Raw genomic sequence first — 13,573 nt, 5'->3', positions numbered from 1 at the left:
GTGGAGCACCTGCTCGGTCGACTCGGGCGGGTCCAGGTGCGCGCGGTCGACCGCCGCCCAGCCGCCCGCGGCGAGGGCCTGGCCCACGAACGCCGTCCCGTCGTCGTACTGGAAGGCGAGCGAGGCGCGCAGCAGCTCGGGCAGGTCGGGATACTTCTTCGCGAGCTCGGCGGGCACGCCGTGGAGCTGCCGCCCGACCAGCTCGATGGTGCCCCGGTCGAGCTCCCGGCCGAGCACGTAGGCGAAACCCGCGAGCGTCGCGTCGCCCTCGAGCAGCGCGTGGCGCGCCAGCTCGCGGTCGCCGTGCCCGTCGAGGAGCGGCTCCGGCCGGGTGGGCAGGTGATAGTGCTGATCCTGGAGCGCGTGTGTCAGCTCGTGGGCGACCAGGAACTCGCTCACCAGGTCGCGGCCGGTGAGAAGCCCGAGGAAGCTCGCCCCGAGGCTGCGCACCCCCGGGACGCTCTCGGCGATCACCAGCCGCTTCGTGCGCGGGTCGTAGAAGCCCGCACCCTCCTGCTGGTAGAGCCGCTCGAGCGCGAGGCGGAGCTGCGTGCCCGGCGGGAGGAGGCCCAGGCGCGTATAGACGGCCTCGGCGTGCTCGATGTCGCCGGGAGAGTAGCTCTCCTGGATCTCGTCCCTGACGACGCCCCCGAGCCCCTCGCGCGAAAGCGCAAGCACGGGCACGGGAGTCGTGAACGCGAGCCCACGCAGCGCGACGAGGCGGTGGCGCACGGTCTCGAGCGCGTCCTCGTTCACCTGGCCGTGGCGCACGAGGCGCCGCGAGGCGCAGCCGGCGAGGAGCGCCAGCGCGGCCAGCAGCCCGGCCGCGCGCCTCACGGCGCGCTCTCGTCCACGATGATCGCGGGGTAGCCGAGCCGCACCACCCGCTCGGCCCGCTCGAGCGCGGCGGTGCGGAGCGGGTAGGGACCGATGCGGACCCGATAGTACTGTCCGCTCGTGCCCGCGAGTTGGGCGACGAAGGCTTCGGGGAAGCGGCGCGCCAGCACCTGGCGGAGGTGCCGTGCCTTGTCGGGATCGCTGAGCGCGGCGATCTCGACGGTGTACGAGCCCGAGGGGACGTCGCGCGGCGCCGGCGGACTCGGGCGCGAGGGTGCCGTGGCCGCGACCCGAGCGGTCGCCGCCAGCGTCGCCGGGCCGAGCACCTCGATGCGGACGCGCACCGTGCCGGGACCGACCATGCCGATCGAGTGTGCGGCGGCATACGAGAGGTCGATGGCGCGACCGCCGACGAACGGGCCGCGGTCGTTGATGCGGACCTGGACCGCGCGGCCGTTCTCCAGGTTGGTCACCATGACGCGCGTGCCGAGCGCCAGCGAGGGATGCGCGGCCGTCAGCTCGTACTGGTCGTAGATCTCCCCGTTCGCGGTGTGGTTGCCATGGAAGCCCGGCCCGTACCAGGACGCGACACCCACCTGCACGCCGTTCGTCATCGGCGGCGGGGCCGGCGCGGGGAATGTCGTGCAGCCCGCGGCGCCGAGCAGCCAGAGCGCCACCCGCCACCGCGTCCCGCTCCGCATCGGGCGCATTATCGCCGTACGAACCGCACGCGCAAGACCGCGTCCTCCTTGGTATTTGCGATTTACTCGCCGGGAGGCTTGTGGTAACTCGACCACACCCCGCCATGTCCGGCCACTCCAAGTGGAGCTCGATCAAGCACAAGAAGGCGCTCAAGGACGCGCGGCGCGGCAAGCTGTTCACCAAGTTCATCAAGGAGATCACGGTCGCGGCGCGCCTGGGCGGCGGCGACATCAACGCGAACCCGCGGCTGCGCACCGCGGTCACCACGGCGCGCCAGAACAGCATGCCGACCGACAACATCGAGCGCGCCATCAAGAAGGGCACGGGCGAGCTCGAGGGCGTCTCCTACGAGGAGATCACCTACGAGGCCTACGGGCCGGGCGGGGTCGCGATCCTCGTCCAGGCGCTCACCGACAACCGCAACCGCACCGTCGCCGACGTGCGCAGCATCATCACCAAGCACGGCGGCAACCTGGCCGCCGCCGGCGCCGTCGCCTGGATGTTCCACAAGCGCGGGCTCATCACGGTCGAGCGCGCCGGTGTGGACGAGGACCGCGTCATGGAGGTCGCGCTCGAGGGCGGCGCCGAGGACGTGCGGGAGGCGGGCGACCTGCTCGAGATCATCACGGCGCCCGAGCAGTTCGACAAGGTGAAGGAGGCCCTCGACCAGGCGAAGGTGCCGGTCGGCTCGGCCGAGGTCACCATGCTGCCGCAGTCGACGGTGGCCATCTCCGGCAAGCAGGCCGAGCACATGGTGAGGCTGCTCGAGGCCCTCGAGGACCACGACGACGTGCAGAGCGTCTCGTCCAACATGGACATCGCGGCGGAAGAGCTGGAGCGGCTGTCGGCGTGACGCCCCGGGGGGCGGGGAGGGGGAGCGGCGTGCGGGTGCTCGGGATCGATCCGGGGAGCCGGCGGACGGGCTGGGGCGTGGTCGACGCGTGCGGCGGGGGTTTTCGCCACGTCGCGAGCGGGACGATCGTGCTGGCGCCCGCCGCGCATCTCGGCACGCGCCTCGCGCGCCTGCATGCGGAGTGTCTCCGCCTGATCGCGGCGTGGGAGCCGGCGGCCGTCGTCCTCGAGCGCGCCTTCGTCGCGCGCAACGTGCAGAGCGCGTTCCGTCTGGGCGAGGCGCGCGGCGCCGTGCTCGCGGCCGCCGGGGCGGCCGGCGCGGTGCTGGCCGAGTACGCGCCGGCCAGCGTGAAGCTCGCCACGGTCGGCTATGGCCAGGCGGACAAGCGCGCGATGGGGCGCGGGGTGGCGCTCCGCCTCGGCCTCGAGCGGCCCCCGGCGCCGGACGCCGCCGACGCGCTCGCCCTCGCCCTCTGCCATCTTCACCGGGCGCCGCTCGCCCGCCGCGTAGCGGCCGCGCTGGCCGCGGGAGCGCGGGCATGATCGCGTCGCTCGCCGGTACGCTCGACGAGAAGAGTCCCGAGCGGCTCGTGGTCGACGTGGGCGGCGTCGGCTACGCCGTCCACGTCTCGCTCCAGACCTTCGCCGACCTGCCACCCGCGGGCGCCGCGGTGCGGCTCCTCGTGCACACCGAGGTGCGCGAGGACGCGATCGAGCTCTTCGGCTTCCTCCGCCCCGAGGAGCGGGCGCTCTTCCACCTCCTCCGCAAGGTGAAGGGCCTCGGGCCGCGCACCGCGCTGGTGGTGCTCTCGGGCATGCCGCTCGGCGATCTCCTCGCCACCATCGCGGGCGGCGACGGAGCCCGCCTGCAGACCATACCCGGCGTCGGGAAGAAGATCGGCGAGCGCATCGTGGTCGAGTGCCGCGAGGGCGCGGCGACGCTCGCCGCCGGCGCGCCGCGCCGCGGCACCCCCGTGGCGATGGACGGCGTCCTCGCCGAGGCCGTGTCGGCGCTCGTCAACCTGGGCTACAAGCGCGCCGAGGCCGAGCGGGCGGTCGAGCGCGTCAAGCGGCCGGCCGCGCCGCTCGAGGACATGGTGCGGGCCGCGCTCCAGGGGCTCGCGGGATGAGCTGGCGCGCGCCGAGCCCGATCCTGCCCGAGCGGCTCGACGACGACCTCGCGGTCGAGGCCCCGCTCCGCCCGCGCACGCTGGACGAGTACGTCGGGCAGGAGTCGATCCGCGAGAACCTGCGCGTGCAGATCGCGGCGGCCCGCGCGCGCGGCGACGTCCTCGACCACGTGCTCCTCTACGGCCCGCCCGGCCTCGGCAAGACCTCGCTCGCGCACGTGATCGCCAACGAGCTCGGGGTCGGCATCCGCGCGACGGCCGGCCCGGTGCTCGAGCGGCCGGGCGACCTGGCCGCCATCCTCTCCAACCTCGAGCGGGGGCAGGTCTTCTTCGTCGACGAGATTCACCGCCTGAACCACGTCGTGGAGGAGACCCTCTACCCGGCCATGGAGGACTTCCAGCTCGACCTGGTGGTGGGGCAGGGGCCGACGGCGCGCTCGATCAAGCTGCCGCTCAGGCCCTTCTGCCTGGCGGGTGCGACGACCCGCGCGGGCCTCTTGACCTCGGCGCTGCGCGACCGCTTCGGGGCGACCTTCCGGCTCGACTTCTACGGTACCGACGACCTGCAGCGGATCCTGCGCCGCTCGGCCGCGATCCTGGGCGCCGCCCTCGACGACGACGGGGCGGCCGAGATCGCGCGCCGCGCGCGCGGCACCCCGCGCATCGCGAACCGCCTTCTCCGGCGCGTGCGCGACTTCGCCGAGGTGCGGGCAGATGGGAAGATCGACCGCATCGTCGCGCGCGACGGGCTCCGCCTCCTCGACGTCGACGACGCGGGCTTCGACAAGATGGACCGTGCGCTCCTGCTCGTCATCATCGACCGGTTCGCGGGGGGCCCGGTCGGGATCGAGTCGCTCGCCGCCGCGGTCGCCGAGGAGCGCGACACCATCGAGGACGTCTACGAGCCGTTCCTCATCCAGGAGGGCTACCTGGTGCGCACGCCGAAGGGCCGGGTGGCGACGGCGCTCGCCTACGCGCACTTCGGCCGAAGCCCCGCCGCCCCGCCGCCCGGCGCAGCGCAGCAGAAGCTCTTCACGGCCTCCTAGAGTAGGCCCGGTCCCGATCGTCCGCCGGGCGCTCCCCGGGCGGGGTCGACGGCGGCAGTCTCTTGAGGCAGGCTCGGCGCCATGCAGGAACTGGGTCGCGTCCTGGTCGGGCTCGGCTGCCTGGCGGTGGTGCTCGGGGCGGCGCTCATGCTCGCCGGCCGCATTCCGTGGCTCGGCCGGCTGCCGGGCGACATCGTCGTGCGGCGGGGACCGGTGACCTTCTACTTCCCGCTCCTCACCTGCGTCGTGCTGAGCGTCGTCCTCACCATCGTCGTGAACCTCTTCAGGCGCCGCTGACACGCGCGCCAGCGGGCGGAAACCTTCGCGGAGGGGCCGAGCCGCCACTCGCGCCGCGCCCTGCCCGGGTGTTTCGCGCGCTTTTTCGGGAGCTTAGTTGCTTCGTTGCCGGCGCGCGGCGGGCTTGCCTTCGGCCCCCTCAGCCGTTACCATCCGCCGTCCAAAATGCCCGGCCCGTCCGATCCGTCGCTCCCCTGGGGGCCCGCGCCCGAGGTGCGCCGCCGCCGGCGCGAAGGCTGGATCATCGCCGGCATCATCGTCGCCGTCGTGTTGCTGGCGATCGCGCAGTTCTGGCTCCCGCAGTCCCTCGGCAGCGGCTCGCTCGGCACCGACGCGGTGCTGATCTTCCTGATCGACGTGAACCTGATCCTGCTCGTCCTCCTCGTCTTCCTGGTCGGGCGGAACATCGCCAAGCTCATCTTCGAGCGGCGGCGGCGGATTCTCGGGTCGCACCTCCGCACCCGCCTGGTGGGCGCCTTCGTGGCGATCGCGCTCCTGCCCGCCGGGCTCCTCTTCCTGGTCGGGCTCGTGTTCGTCGGCAACTCGATCGAGCGCTGGTTCAACGGCCAGGTGGAGCGCTCGCTCGAGGGGGCGCTCGAGGTGGCGCACGCCTACTACCAGGACCTGGCCGGGACGGCGCTCGGCTTCGCACGCGAGCTCGCCGCGCAGGTCGGCGAGCAGGGTCTCGTCGCCCGCGACCGCCGCGAAGCGCTCAAGCGCTTTCTCGACGCGCGGCGCGCCGAGTACCAGCTCGATCTGGTCGAGGTGTTCGCGCACAGGCAGGCGCTCGCGCGCAGCCGGCGCGAGGACCTGCCCGCAGGGATCGGCGCCGAGCCGTTGGCGGACCTGATCCGGCGCGCCGCCGGGGGCGAGGAGGCCACGCTGATCGACCGCGTGGGCGAGGCCGACCTGATCCGCGCCACCGTGCCCATCCGGGACGAGGCGAAGACGGTCGGCGTGGTGGTGGTCGACGCCTACGTCCCCTTCAGCGTCGTCGTCCGGCGCGACGAGAGCGAGCGCGCCTTCAACGAGTACCTGCGCCTCAAGGTCCAGCGCCGCCCCATCCAGACCAACTACACGATCACGCTCGCGGTGGTGACCATCGTCGTCCTCTTCTCCGCCACCTGGTTCGGCTTCTACATGGCGCGCGGCATCACGGTGCCCATCCAGCGCCTGGCCGAGGGGACGCGCGCCGTCGCGCACGGCGACCTCGACCACCGCATCGAGGGCGAGGGTGAGGACGAGATCGGCACCCTGGTCACGGCGTTCAACCGGATGACCGCGGAGCTCAAGACGAGCCGCACCGAGCTCGAGTCGCGCCGCCGTTACCTGGAGACGCTGCTTGCCAACATCACGGCGGGCGTGGTGTCGGCGGATGCCGAAGGCCGCATCACCACCATGAACCGCGCCGCCGAGGCGCTCCTCGGCATGAGCGCCGCCGCATCGGTGGGGCGGTGCATCGACGACGCATTCGCCGGCGACGGCTACGCCGACGTGCGCGAGCTCGCGGCGGAGCTCCATGCCGGCGTCCCGGCGCCGCGCGGGCTGCCCCCGCCCTTGGCGCCGAACGAGGCCGGCGGCGGCCCCGTCGAGCGGCAGCTCAAGCTCACGCGCGACGGGCGCGAGGTCGCGGTGCTGCTCACCGGCACGCGCCTCATGACCGAGCACGGGGGCCCGCGCGGCCTGGTCCTCTTCTTCGAGGACGTGAGCCATCTCCTGCGCGTGCAGCGCATGGAGGCGTGGCGAGAGGTCGCGCGCCGTATCGCGCACGAGATCAAGAACCCGCTCACGCCGATCCAGCTCTCGGCACAGCGGCTCCGCCGCCGCTACGCCGCCCGCCTCGGCCCCGAGGGCGCCGTGTTCGACGAGTGCACGCGCACCATCATCCAGCAGGTCGACGAGTTGAAGGCCCTGGTGAACGAGTTCTCGACCTTCGCGCGCCTGCCGGCGGCCGCGCACGCGCCGCAGGACCTGAACCGTCTGGTCGAGGAGGCGCTCGTCCTCTTCCGCGAGGGCCATCGCGAGATCACCTTCACGTTCGATCCCGCGCCCGAGCTGCCCGAGCTCGAGCTGGACCGCGAGGGGATCAAGCGCGCGCTGCTCAACCTGCTCGACAACGCGGTGGCCGCGTGCGCCGAGGCCCGCCGGCGCGAGCCCGCCGCGGGCGAGCCCGCGCGCGTCGAGCTGGTGACGCGCCACGACGAGGGTCTCGACGTGGTTCGGCTCGAGATCGCCGACGACGGCGCGGGCATGACGCCCGAGGTGAAGGCGCGACTCTTCGAGCCCTACTTCTCGACCAAACCCGACGGCACCGGGCTCGGGCTCGCCATCGTCTCCGTGATCGTCGCGGACCACAACGGGTTCATCCGCGTGCGGGACAACCTCCCGCGCGGCAGCCGCTTGGTCATGGAGTTTCCGGTCCGCCGGCGCGCGGCGCAGCTCGCGGCGCGCGCCCAGCACGGAGCGTACGCCGGCGCCTGACGTCGGGGTGGAGGTGAGGGATGTCCGAGACGATCCTGGTGGTGGACGACGAGGAGAACATCCGGCACACCCTGCGCGGGGTGCTCGCCGACGAGGGGTTCGAGGTGCTCGAGGCGCCGGACGGGCGCCGCGCCCTCGAGCTGCTCCAGCACGTCGCGCCGCGGCTGGCGATCGTGGACGTCTGGATGCCCGAGATGGACGGCATCGAGCTGGTCGAGCGCATGCGCAACCAGGCGCCGGGCGTGCCGATCATCGTCATCTCGGGGCACGGCACGATCGAGACCGCGGTGCGCGTCATCCGCCTCGGGGCCTTCGACTTCCTCGAGAAGCCCTTCCCCCTCGATGCGCTCCTGAGCGTGGTCGGCCGCGCGCTCGGGACGAGCGCCGCGCCCGCCGAGACGGCGGCGCCGGCCGCCACCGGCGCCGCGCCACGGGTCGCGCCCGCCCGGCGCTTTCCCGAGCGCACGATCGGCCGGAGCGTGCTGGTGAACGGGCAGGGGCTCCACTCCGGCGCGCGCACCGGGCTCATCCTGCAGCCGCTCCCTCCGGGCAGCGGCATCGTCTTCGGCAGCATCCTCTCGGGAGAGACCGTCCCCGCGCTCGTCGATCACGTCGACTCGACCGGCTACGCCACCACGCTCGTGCGGGGCGGCATGGTGGCCAGGACGGTCGAGCACCTGATGGCCGCCCTGCACGCCTCCGGCGTCACCAACCTGCTCGTGAAGATGCAGGGCGAGGTGCCGATCCTCGACGGCTCGGCGCTCGAGCTGTGCGCGCTGCTCGACGAGGGCGGGCTCGTGGATCAGCCGGCCACGGTCGAGGAGCTGGTCGTCGACCAGCGCTACGCCGTCGGCTCCGACGACCCCGCGCGCAAGGGCATCGCGATCGAGCCGGCCGATCGTTTCGAGGTGCACTACGTCCTCGACTACCCGCCGCCCATCGGCCGCCAGGAGCTCGCCTTCCGCTTCACCGACGCCGAGGCCTTCCGCCGCGAGATCGCCCCGGCGCGCACCTTCGGCTTCGTGGAGGAGATCGAGCAGCTCGAGCAGATGGGCCTCGCCAACGGCGGGCGGCTGAACAACTGCATCCTGGTCGGCAAGGAGGGCGTGGTGAACGCGCCGCTGCGCTTCCCCGACGAGTTCGTGCGCCACAAGATCCTCGACATCTTCGGCGACTTCTACCTGCTCGGGCGTCCGATCCGGGGCCGCGTCGTGGCGCGCATGACGGGGCACTCGGACAACGCGGCCCTGCTCGGGGTGCTGCGCGCGCGCTTCGGGGTGCCGCCGCTCAAGGGGGCGTGAGCGTCAGGCCGGCGGGGCGGCCGCCGCGCGGCGGCAGACGTCGGCCAGCGCGGCGAGCGCACGCTCCACCTCGCCCCGTGCCGCCGCCACCGCCTCGAGCTGGGCGGCCGCCTCGGTGATCGTGGGGAAGCCGTAGCTGGTCGCGGCGCCCTTCAGCTGGTGGGCGAGGTCGGCGAGCGTCCCCAGGTCGCGCCCGCCGAGGGCGCGCTCCATGGCGCCCAGGCGCTCGGGCAGGCGGCGGACGAAGCCGTCGAGCACGCCGGCGACCTCGGCATCGGCCGCGAGGGTGCTCACCACGGGCGGCCCGCCGGCGGGCGCGAGGTAGGAGCGTGCGACCTCGATCAGCGCACGACGCAGGATCGGCTTGGTCGCGAAGCCGTCGCACCCGGTGCGCAGGCACTTCCGGCGCTCGTCCTCGAGGGCATGCGCCGTGAGGGCGACGATCGGGCCGCGGTAGCCCGCCGCCCGCAGGCGAGCGACCGCCGCATAACCGTCCAGCTCGGGCATCTGCATGTCCATCAGGATGAGGTCGTAGGCTCCTCCGGCCTCGGCAGCTCGCAGCGCGAGCTCGCACGCGACGAGCCCGTTCTCGGCCGTCTCGACCTCGGCGCCGGCGGCGCGGAGGTGGCGCGCGAGCAGGCGCCGGGCGTCCAGGCCGTCCTCGGCGAGCAGCACGCGCCCGTGCAGGGACAGGGGCTGGTCGGCGGCCGGCGCCCGAGCGGGGCCGGCGGGCGGGCGGTCGAGCAGGCGGACGCCGTCGAGCGAGCCCACTTCGATGGTGAGCGTGAAGGTGCTGCCCCCCCCGGGGGCGCTTCGGGCCTGGAGGTCGCCCCCCAGCATGCCGGCCAGGCGCTTCGAGATCGCGAGCCCGAGCCCCGTGCCCCCGAAGCGGCGCGCGGTCGAGGTGTCGGCTTGCGAGAAGGGGGTGAAGAGGCGCGCCTGCTGCTCGGCGCTGAGTCCGATTCCGGTGTCGACGACGTCGAAGCGCAGGCGCCGGGACGGCCCGGCCTCCTCCAGGCTCACCTCGAGACGGACACTGCCCGCCGGCGTGAATTTGATCGCGTTGCCGACCAGGTTCAGGAGGATCTGGCGGAGCCGCGTCGGGTCGCTCTCGACGGTCTCCGGCACGGGGCCGCGGTACAGGACCTCCAGGGCGAGCCCCTCCTGCGCCGCGCGCGGGCGCAGCAGCTCCGCCACCTCGGCCACCAGCGCGAAGGGCGAGCAGGCGATCCGCTCCACCGTCATGCGCCCCGACTCGATCTTCGAGAGGTCGAGGACGTCGTTGACGATCGCCATGAGGTGCTCGCCGTTGCGGCGGAGGGTGGCGAGGCACTCGGCCCGCTCCGCGGGCGCCAGGTCGGCGTCGCCGAGCAGCTCCGCATAGCCGACGAGCGCGGTCATCGGAGTGCGGATCTCGTGGCTCATGTTGGCGAGGAACGCGGACTTGAGTCGCGACGCCTCCTGCGCCGCGCGCCGCGCCTCGTCGCGGTCGCGCGCCAGCGCGGCGAGCTCGGCCGCCTGCCGCTCGGCTCCCCGGCGCCCCTCCTCGACCTGGGCGACGTGGCGGCGCCGCTCCCCGAGCCCGCGCATGGCGATCACGTAGGACGATCCCACCAGGCCGAACGCGATCACGTCACCGACCAGGAGGACGACGAGCGTGAGCCGGGCGCTCGTGCGCGCCGTCGAGCCGCGGTCGAGGAGGACGGTCCGCTCCGCCCGGTCCATCTCGCCGACCAGCTTGCGGATGTCGTCCATGACCCGTCTGCCCCGGTCGGTCAGCACCTTCTGGCGCGCGGCCTCGAAGCCTTCGCGGTCGTAGAGGTCGATCGTCTCGCGCATGAGCAGGAGACGGCTCGCCACCTCCGGCACCAGGCGGTCCAGCCGCTCCTGCTGCGCGGAGTCCGACGCGGTGAGCACGCGGATCGAATGGAGGGTGTCGGCGATCCGTGCGGTCGCCTGCTCGTAGGGCGCGAGGTAGCGGACCGAGCCGGTGATGAGATAGCCGCGCTGCCCGGTCTCGGCGTCGGTCATCTCGGCGAGCAGGTGGTCGAGCTGCTCGACCACCTCGTGGGCGTGGTTCACCCCCTCGCTGGTGGCGAGGAAGGTCCTGGTGCTCCAGTAGTCCGAGGCCGAGAGCAGGGCGAGGGTGCCCAGCGCGACCCACAGCCCCGAGGCGATCGCGTCCTCGACCGAGAAGCGCATGGGTCAGCCCGGCGGCTGAAGATTCCTCGCCGACTTGCCGACCTTCAGGATCATGGGTGCGGCGCGAGCGGGGCGCTGCCGGCGGAAGCGGTGCATGTGACCCTGGGTATGTCGGACGGCGAGGCGAGGATCTTGAGGCCCGAGCGCGGCCGCGTGCTGGTCGTCGACGACGACGTGGACGTGTGCGCCCTGCTCGAGGCGCGGCTCGCCGGGCGGGGGTTCGAGGTGGCGTGGACCACGTCCGCGGAGACCGCCCTCGACAGCCTCGGCACCGCCGAGGTCGACGCCGTCCTCACCGACATCAAGATGGGGCGCATGAGCGGGCTCGAGCTGTGCGAGCGCATCGTCGCCAGCCGCCCGGACGTGCCGGTGGTGGTGATGACGGCGTTCGGCACCCTCGAGGCGGCGATCGCCGCCATCCGGGCGGGGGCGTACGACTTCGTCACCAAGCCGATCGAGGTCGACGCGGTGGCGGTGGCGCTCGAGCGCGCCGTGCAGCACCGCGCCCTGCGCTCGGAGGTCGAGCGCCTGCGCCGCGTGGTGGACGACGCCGAGGGCTTCGGCGAGCTGCTCGGCGCCAGCGCGCCCATGAAGCGAGTCTACGACCTGCTCGAGCGCGTCGTCTCCTCCGATGCGACGGTGCTCGTTACCGGCGAGAGCGGTACGGGCAAGGAGCTGGTCGCGCGCGCGCTCCACCGCCGGAGCCGGCGGAGCGCCGGGCCGTTCGTCGCGGTCAACTGCGCGGCCATACCGGAGGGGCTCCTCGAGAGCGAGCTCTTCGGCCATGCGCGCGGGGCCTTCACCCACGCGCACAACGCGCGGGCGGGCCTCTTTCAGCAGGCGCACGGGGGCACGCTCTTGCTGGACGAGATTGCCGATCTGCCGCGGCCGCTCCAGCCGCGGCTCCTGCGCGCACTCGAGGAGCGCGCGGTGCGTCCCGTCGGCGCCGATCACGAGGTGGCGGTCGACGTGCGCATCGTCGCGGCCACCAACCGCGATCTCGAGGCGGCGCTCGAGGAGGGACGCCTGCGCGAGGACCTCTACTTCCGGCTGAACGTCATCCGCATCGAGCTGCCGCCGCTGCGCCTGCGCGGCCGCGACATCCTGCTGCTCGCCCAGCGCTTCGTCGACCACTACGCCCGCCAGATGGGAAAGCCCGTGCGCGGCCTCTCCCCGGCGGTGGCCGAGCGGCTCCTCGCCTACGCCTGGCCGGGGAACGTGCGCGAGCTCCAGAACTGCATGGAGCGGGCGGTGGCGCTGGCGGGCGGCGAGCGCATAGGGGTGGACGATCTGCCGGAGAGGATACGCGCCCGCCGCCCACCACCCCCGGTGGTCCCGGGCGGCGATCCCGAGGAGCTGGTCACGCTCGAAGAGGTCGAGCGGCGCTACATCCTGCGCGTGATGGAGGCGGCCGGCGGGCACCGGACGCGGGCGGCGCAGGTCCTCGGCCTCGACCGCAAGACGCTCTACCGCAAGCTCGAGCACTACGCCCGAGCCGAGCGGGCCCGAGACCGGCGTCCACGCGATGGCGCCGGCCGAAATCCATGACGGCCGAAAATGCGCGGCGAATCACGCGCCTGCGAGCGCGACCGCGGGGCGTGGGGCAGGATGCCCCGAAGGTCCCCCGGCCGGGTCACGAGGATCCCGCGCTTTCCGGCCGGCACGCCGCGTGCACACGGAGACGAGCGGGGCCGCCCACCGCGCCCCGGAAAGAGGAGGAATCCATGCGCACACAGAAAGCGGGCCGGAGACGGTCCAAGGGCTTCACACTGATCGAGTTGCTCGTGGTAGTGGCGATCATCGGCATCCTGGCCGCGATCGCGATCCCGCAGTTCGCCGCGTATCGCTCGCGCGGCTTCAACGCCCGCGTCGCGTCCGATGCCCGCAACGCGGCCACCGCCCAGGAGGCGTACTTCGTGGACAATAACACGTACTCCTCGGGCGCGTGCAGCACGCTGCCGGGCTTCAACGGCTCGGGCGGCGTGGTCTGCAACTCGACGGGCACGGCGACCAACTTCTCGGTCACCACGACCCACCCGAGCATGAGCTACACGACCGGCTGCACCTGGAGAAGCAACCCGGCCGCCGGGAGCCCGAACCTGGTCTGCTCCTAGTCGATCCTGCCCCTCCGCCGGCGGGAACCGCTCCTCGGTTCCCGCCGGCGCTTCATTTCACGCTCGCGCTACCTCAGTACGGGACCCGAAAGCGGATCAGCGCCACGGACAGACGCGTGCGCGGCCGACGGCTCGTCCGTGTAGCGGAACGTCCACTCGCTCGAGACATCCTGCCCGTCGGCCCGCGCCACGGGGTAGATGAAGTAGTTGAGCCGCCGGCCCGTGCCGTCGGACTCGAGCGGCGCATCGCGCGCGCGTGTGAACAGCACGCGGTTCCCCGACAGCGCGCCGAAGAAGTACTCCTTCAGCTCGGGGTGCTTGCGCGCCTCCGAGATGTCGACCGGCACCCAGCCGGCCCCGGGGGCGTAGAACTCCGCCCAGCAATGGTAGCCCTTCACCTCCTGCGGCGCTCCCGCCGTGCCGTCACCGTAGGCGAGCGGGAAGCCGATGTTCCAGCGCGCCGGGATGCCGCTCGCGCGGGCGAGCGCGATGAACAGAGTGTGGAAGTCGGTGCAGTTCCCCTTGCCCACCTTGAGGCAGTACGCGACGTCACCCAGCCCCCACCCGGGCACCGACTTGTCGTACTGCATGTGGTCGTAGACCCAGTCGTA

Annotated in this window: 12 protein-coding genes and 1 pseudogene; 9 read left to right on the top strand and 4 right to left on the bottom strand. The window is 73.1% G+C overall.

Annotated features, from left to right (window positions below; translation table 11 throughout):
- Together E6J59_02175 and E6J59_02170 are read right to left on the bottom strand one after the other, a co-directional pair.
- Positions 1–837 (bottom strand): hypothetical protein (locus E6J59_02175; GenBank protein ID TMB23350.1); only part of this gene is annotated, 837 nt, incomplete at its 3' end.
- Between the two features lie 317 nt (positions 838–1,154).
- Positions 1,155–1,547: pseudogene (locus E6J59_02170) on the bottom strand (septal ring lytic transglycosylase RlpA family protein).
- Between the two features lie 95 nt (positions 1,548–1,642).
- On the opposite strand from E6J59_02170, the gene E6J59_02165 reads away from it, so the two are divergent.
- The 7 genes from E6J59_02165 to lpxC all read left to right on the top strand — a co-directional run bounded on the left by E6J59_02165 (position 1,643) and on the right by lpxC (position 8,646).
- A complete protein-coding gene (locus tag E6J59_02165) occupies positions 1,643–2,392 on the top strand; it encodes a YebC/PmpR family DNA-binding transcriptional regulator (GenBank protein ID TMB23349.1) in 750 nt (249 codons plus the stop codon).
- Positions 2,393–2,427: 35 nt separating this feature from the next.
- Positions 2,428–2,934 (top strand): crossover junction endodeoxyribonuclease RuvC, encoded by a 507-nt coding sequence (gene ruvC / locus E6J59_02160; protein TMB23353.1) that lies wholly within the window; start codon positions 2,428–2,430, stop codon positions 2,932–2,934.
- On the top strand, positions 2,931–3,521 hold the full coding sequence (ruvA, locus tag E6J59_02155) for a Holliday junction branch migration protein RuvA (GenBank protein TMB23348.1): 591 nt from the start codon (positions 2,931–2,933) through the stop codon (positions 3,519–3,521). The genes ruvC and ruvA overlap by 4 nt, the downstream gene beginning before the upstream one ends.
- Entirely contained in the window at positions 3,518–4,567 is a 1,050-nt protein-coding gene (gene ruvB, locus E6J59_02150) for a Holliday junction branch migration DNA helicase RuvB (protein TMB23347.1), read from the top strand. The genes ruvA and ruvB overlap by 4 nt, the downstream gene beginning before the upstream one ends.
- Positions 4,568–4,648: 81 nt before the next feature.
- Complete coding sequence (locus E6J59_02145) at positions 4,649–4,864, top strand: DUF2905 domain-containing protein (GenBank protein TMB23346.1); 216 nt, start codon at positions 4,649–4,651, stop codon at positions 4,862–4,864.
- A gap of 165 nt (positions 4,865–5,029) precedes the next feature.
- Positions 5,030–7,345, top strand: a complete 2,316-nt coding sequence (locus tag E6J59_02140) for a HAMP domain-containing protein (GenBank protein ID TMB23345.1) — start codon at positions 5,030–5,032, stop codon at positions 7,343–7,345.
- A 20-nt stretch (positions 7,346–7,365) separates the two neighbouring features.
- Positions 7,366–8,646: a UDP-3-O-[3-hydroxymyristoyl] N-acetylglucosamine deacetylase gene (gene lpxC / locus E6J59_02135; GenBank protein ID TMB23344.1), complete on the top strand. Its 1,281-nt coding sequence runs from the start codon at positions 7,366–7,368 to the stop codon at positions 8,644–8,646.
- Positions 8,647–8,649: 3 nt separating this feature from the next.
- On the opposite strand, the gene E6J59_02130 is transcribed toward lpxC, so the two are convergent.
- Positions 8,650–10,848, bottom strand: a complete 2,199-nt coding sequence (locus E6J59_02130; GenBank protein ID TMB23343.1) for a response regulator — start codon at positions 10,846–10,848, stop codon at positions 8,650–8,652.
- Positions 10,849–10,956: 108 nt separating this feature from the next.
- Between E6J59_02130 and E6J59_02125 the strand changes: the two genes are divergently transcribed.
- Positions 10,957–12,396: a sigma-54-dependent Fis family transcriptional regulator gene (locus E6J59_02125; protein ID TMB23352.1), complete on the top strand. Its 1,440-nt coding sequence runs from the start codon at positions 10,957–10,959 to the stop codon at positions 12,394–12,396.
- Positions 12,397–12,572: 176 nt separating this feature from the next.
- Complete coding sequence (locus tag E6J59_02120; GenBank protein ID TMB23342.1) at positions 12,573–12,962, top strand: prepilin-type N-terminal cleavage/methylation domain-containing protein; 390 nt, start codon at positions 12,573–12,575, stop codon at positions 12,960–12,962.
- 68 nt (positions 12,963–13,030) lie between these two features.
- Here E6J59_02120 and E6J59_02115 read toward each other — a convergent pair.
- Positions 13,031–13,573: transglutaminase domain-containing protein (locus tag E6J59_02115; GenBank protein ID TMB23351.1), on the bottom strand; the 543-nt coding region annotated here is incomplete at its 5' end.

The organism is Deltaproteobacteria bacterium, from assembly GCA_005879795.1.
Taxonomy (GTDB): domain Bacteria; phylum Desulfobacterota; class Binatia; order DP-6; family DP-6; genus DP-6.
Note: the sequence above shows the minus strand (reverse complement) of the source record. Positions and strands in the feature narration are given on the sequence as shown.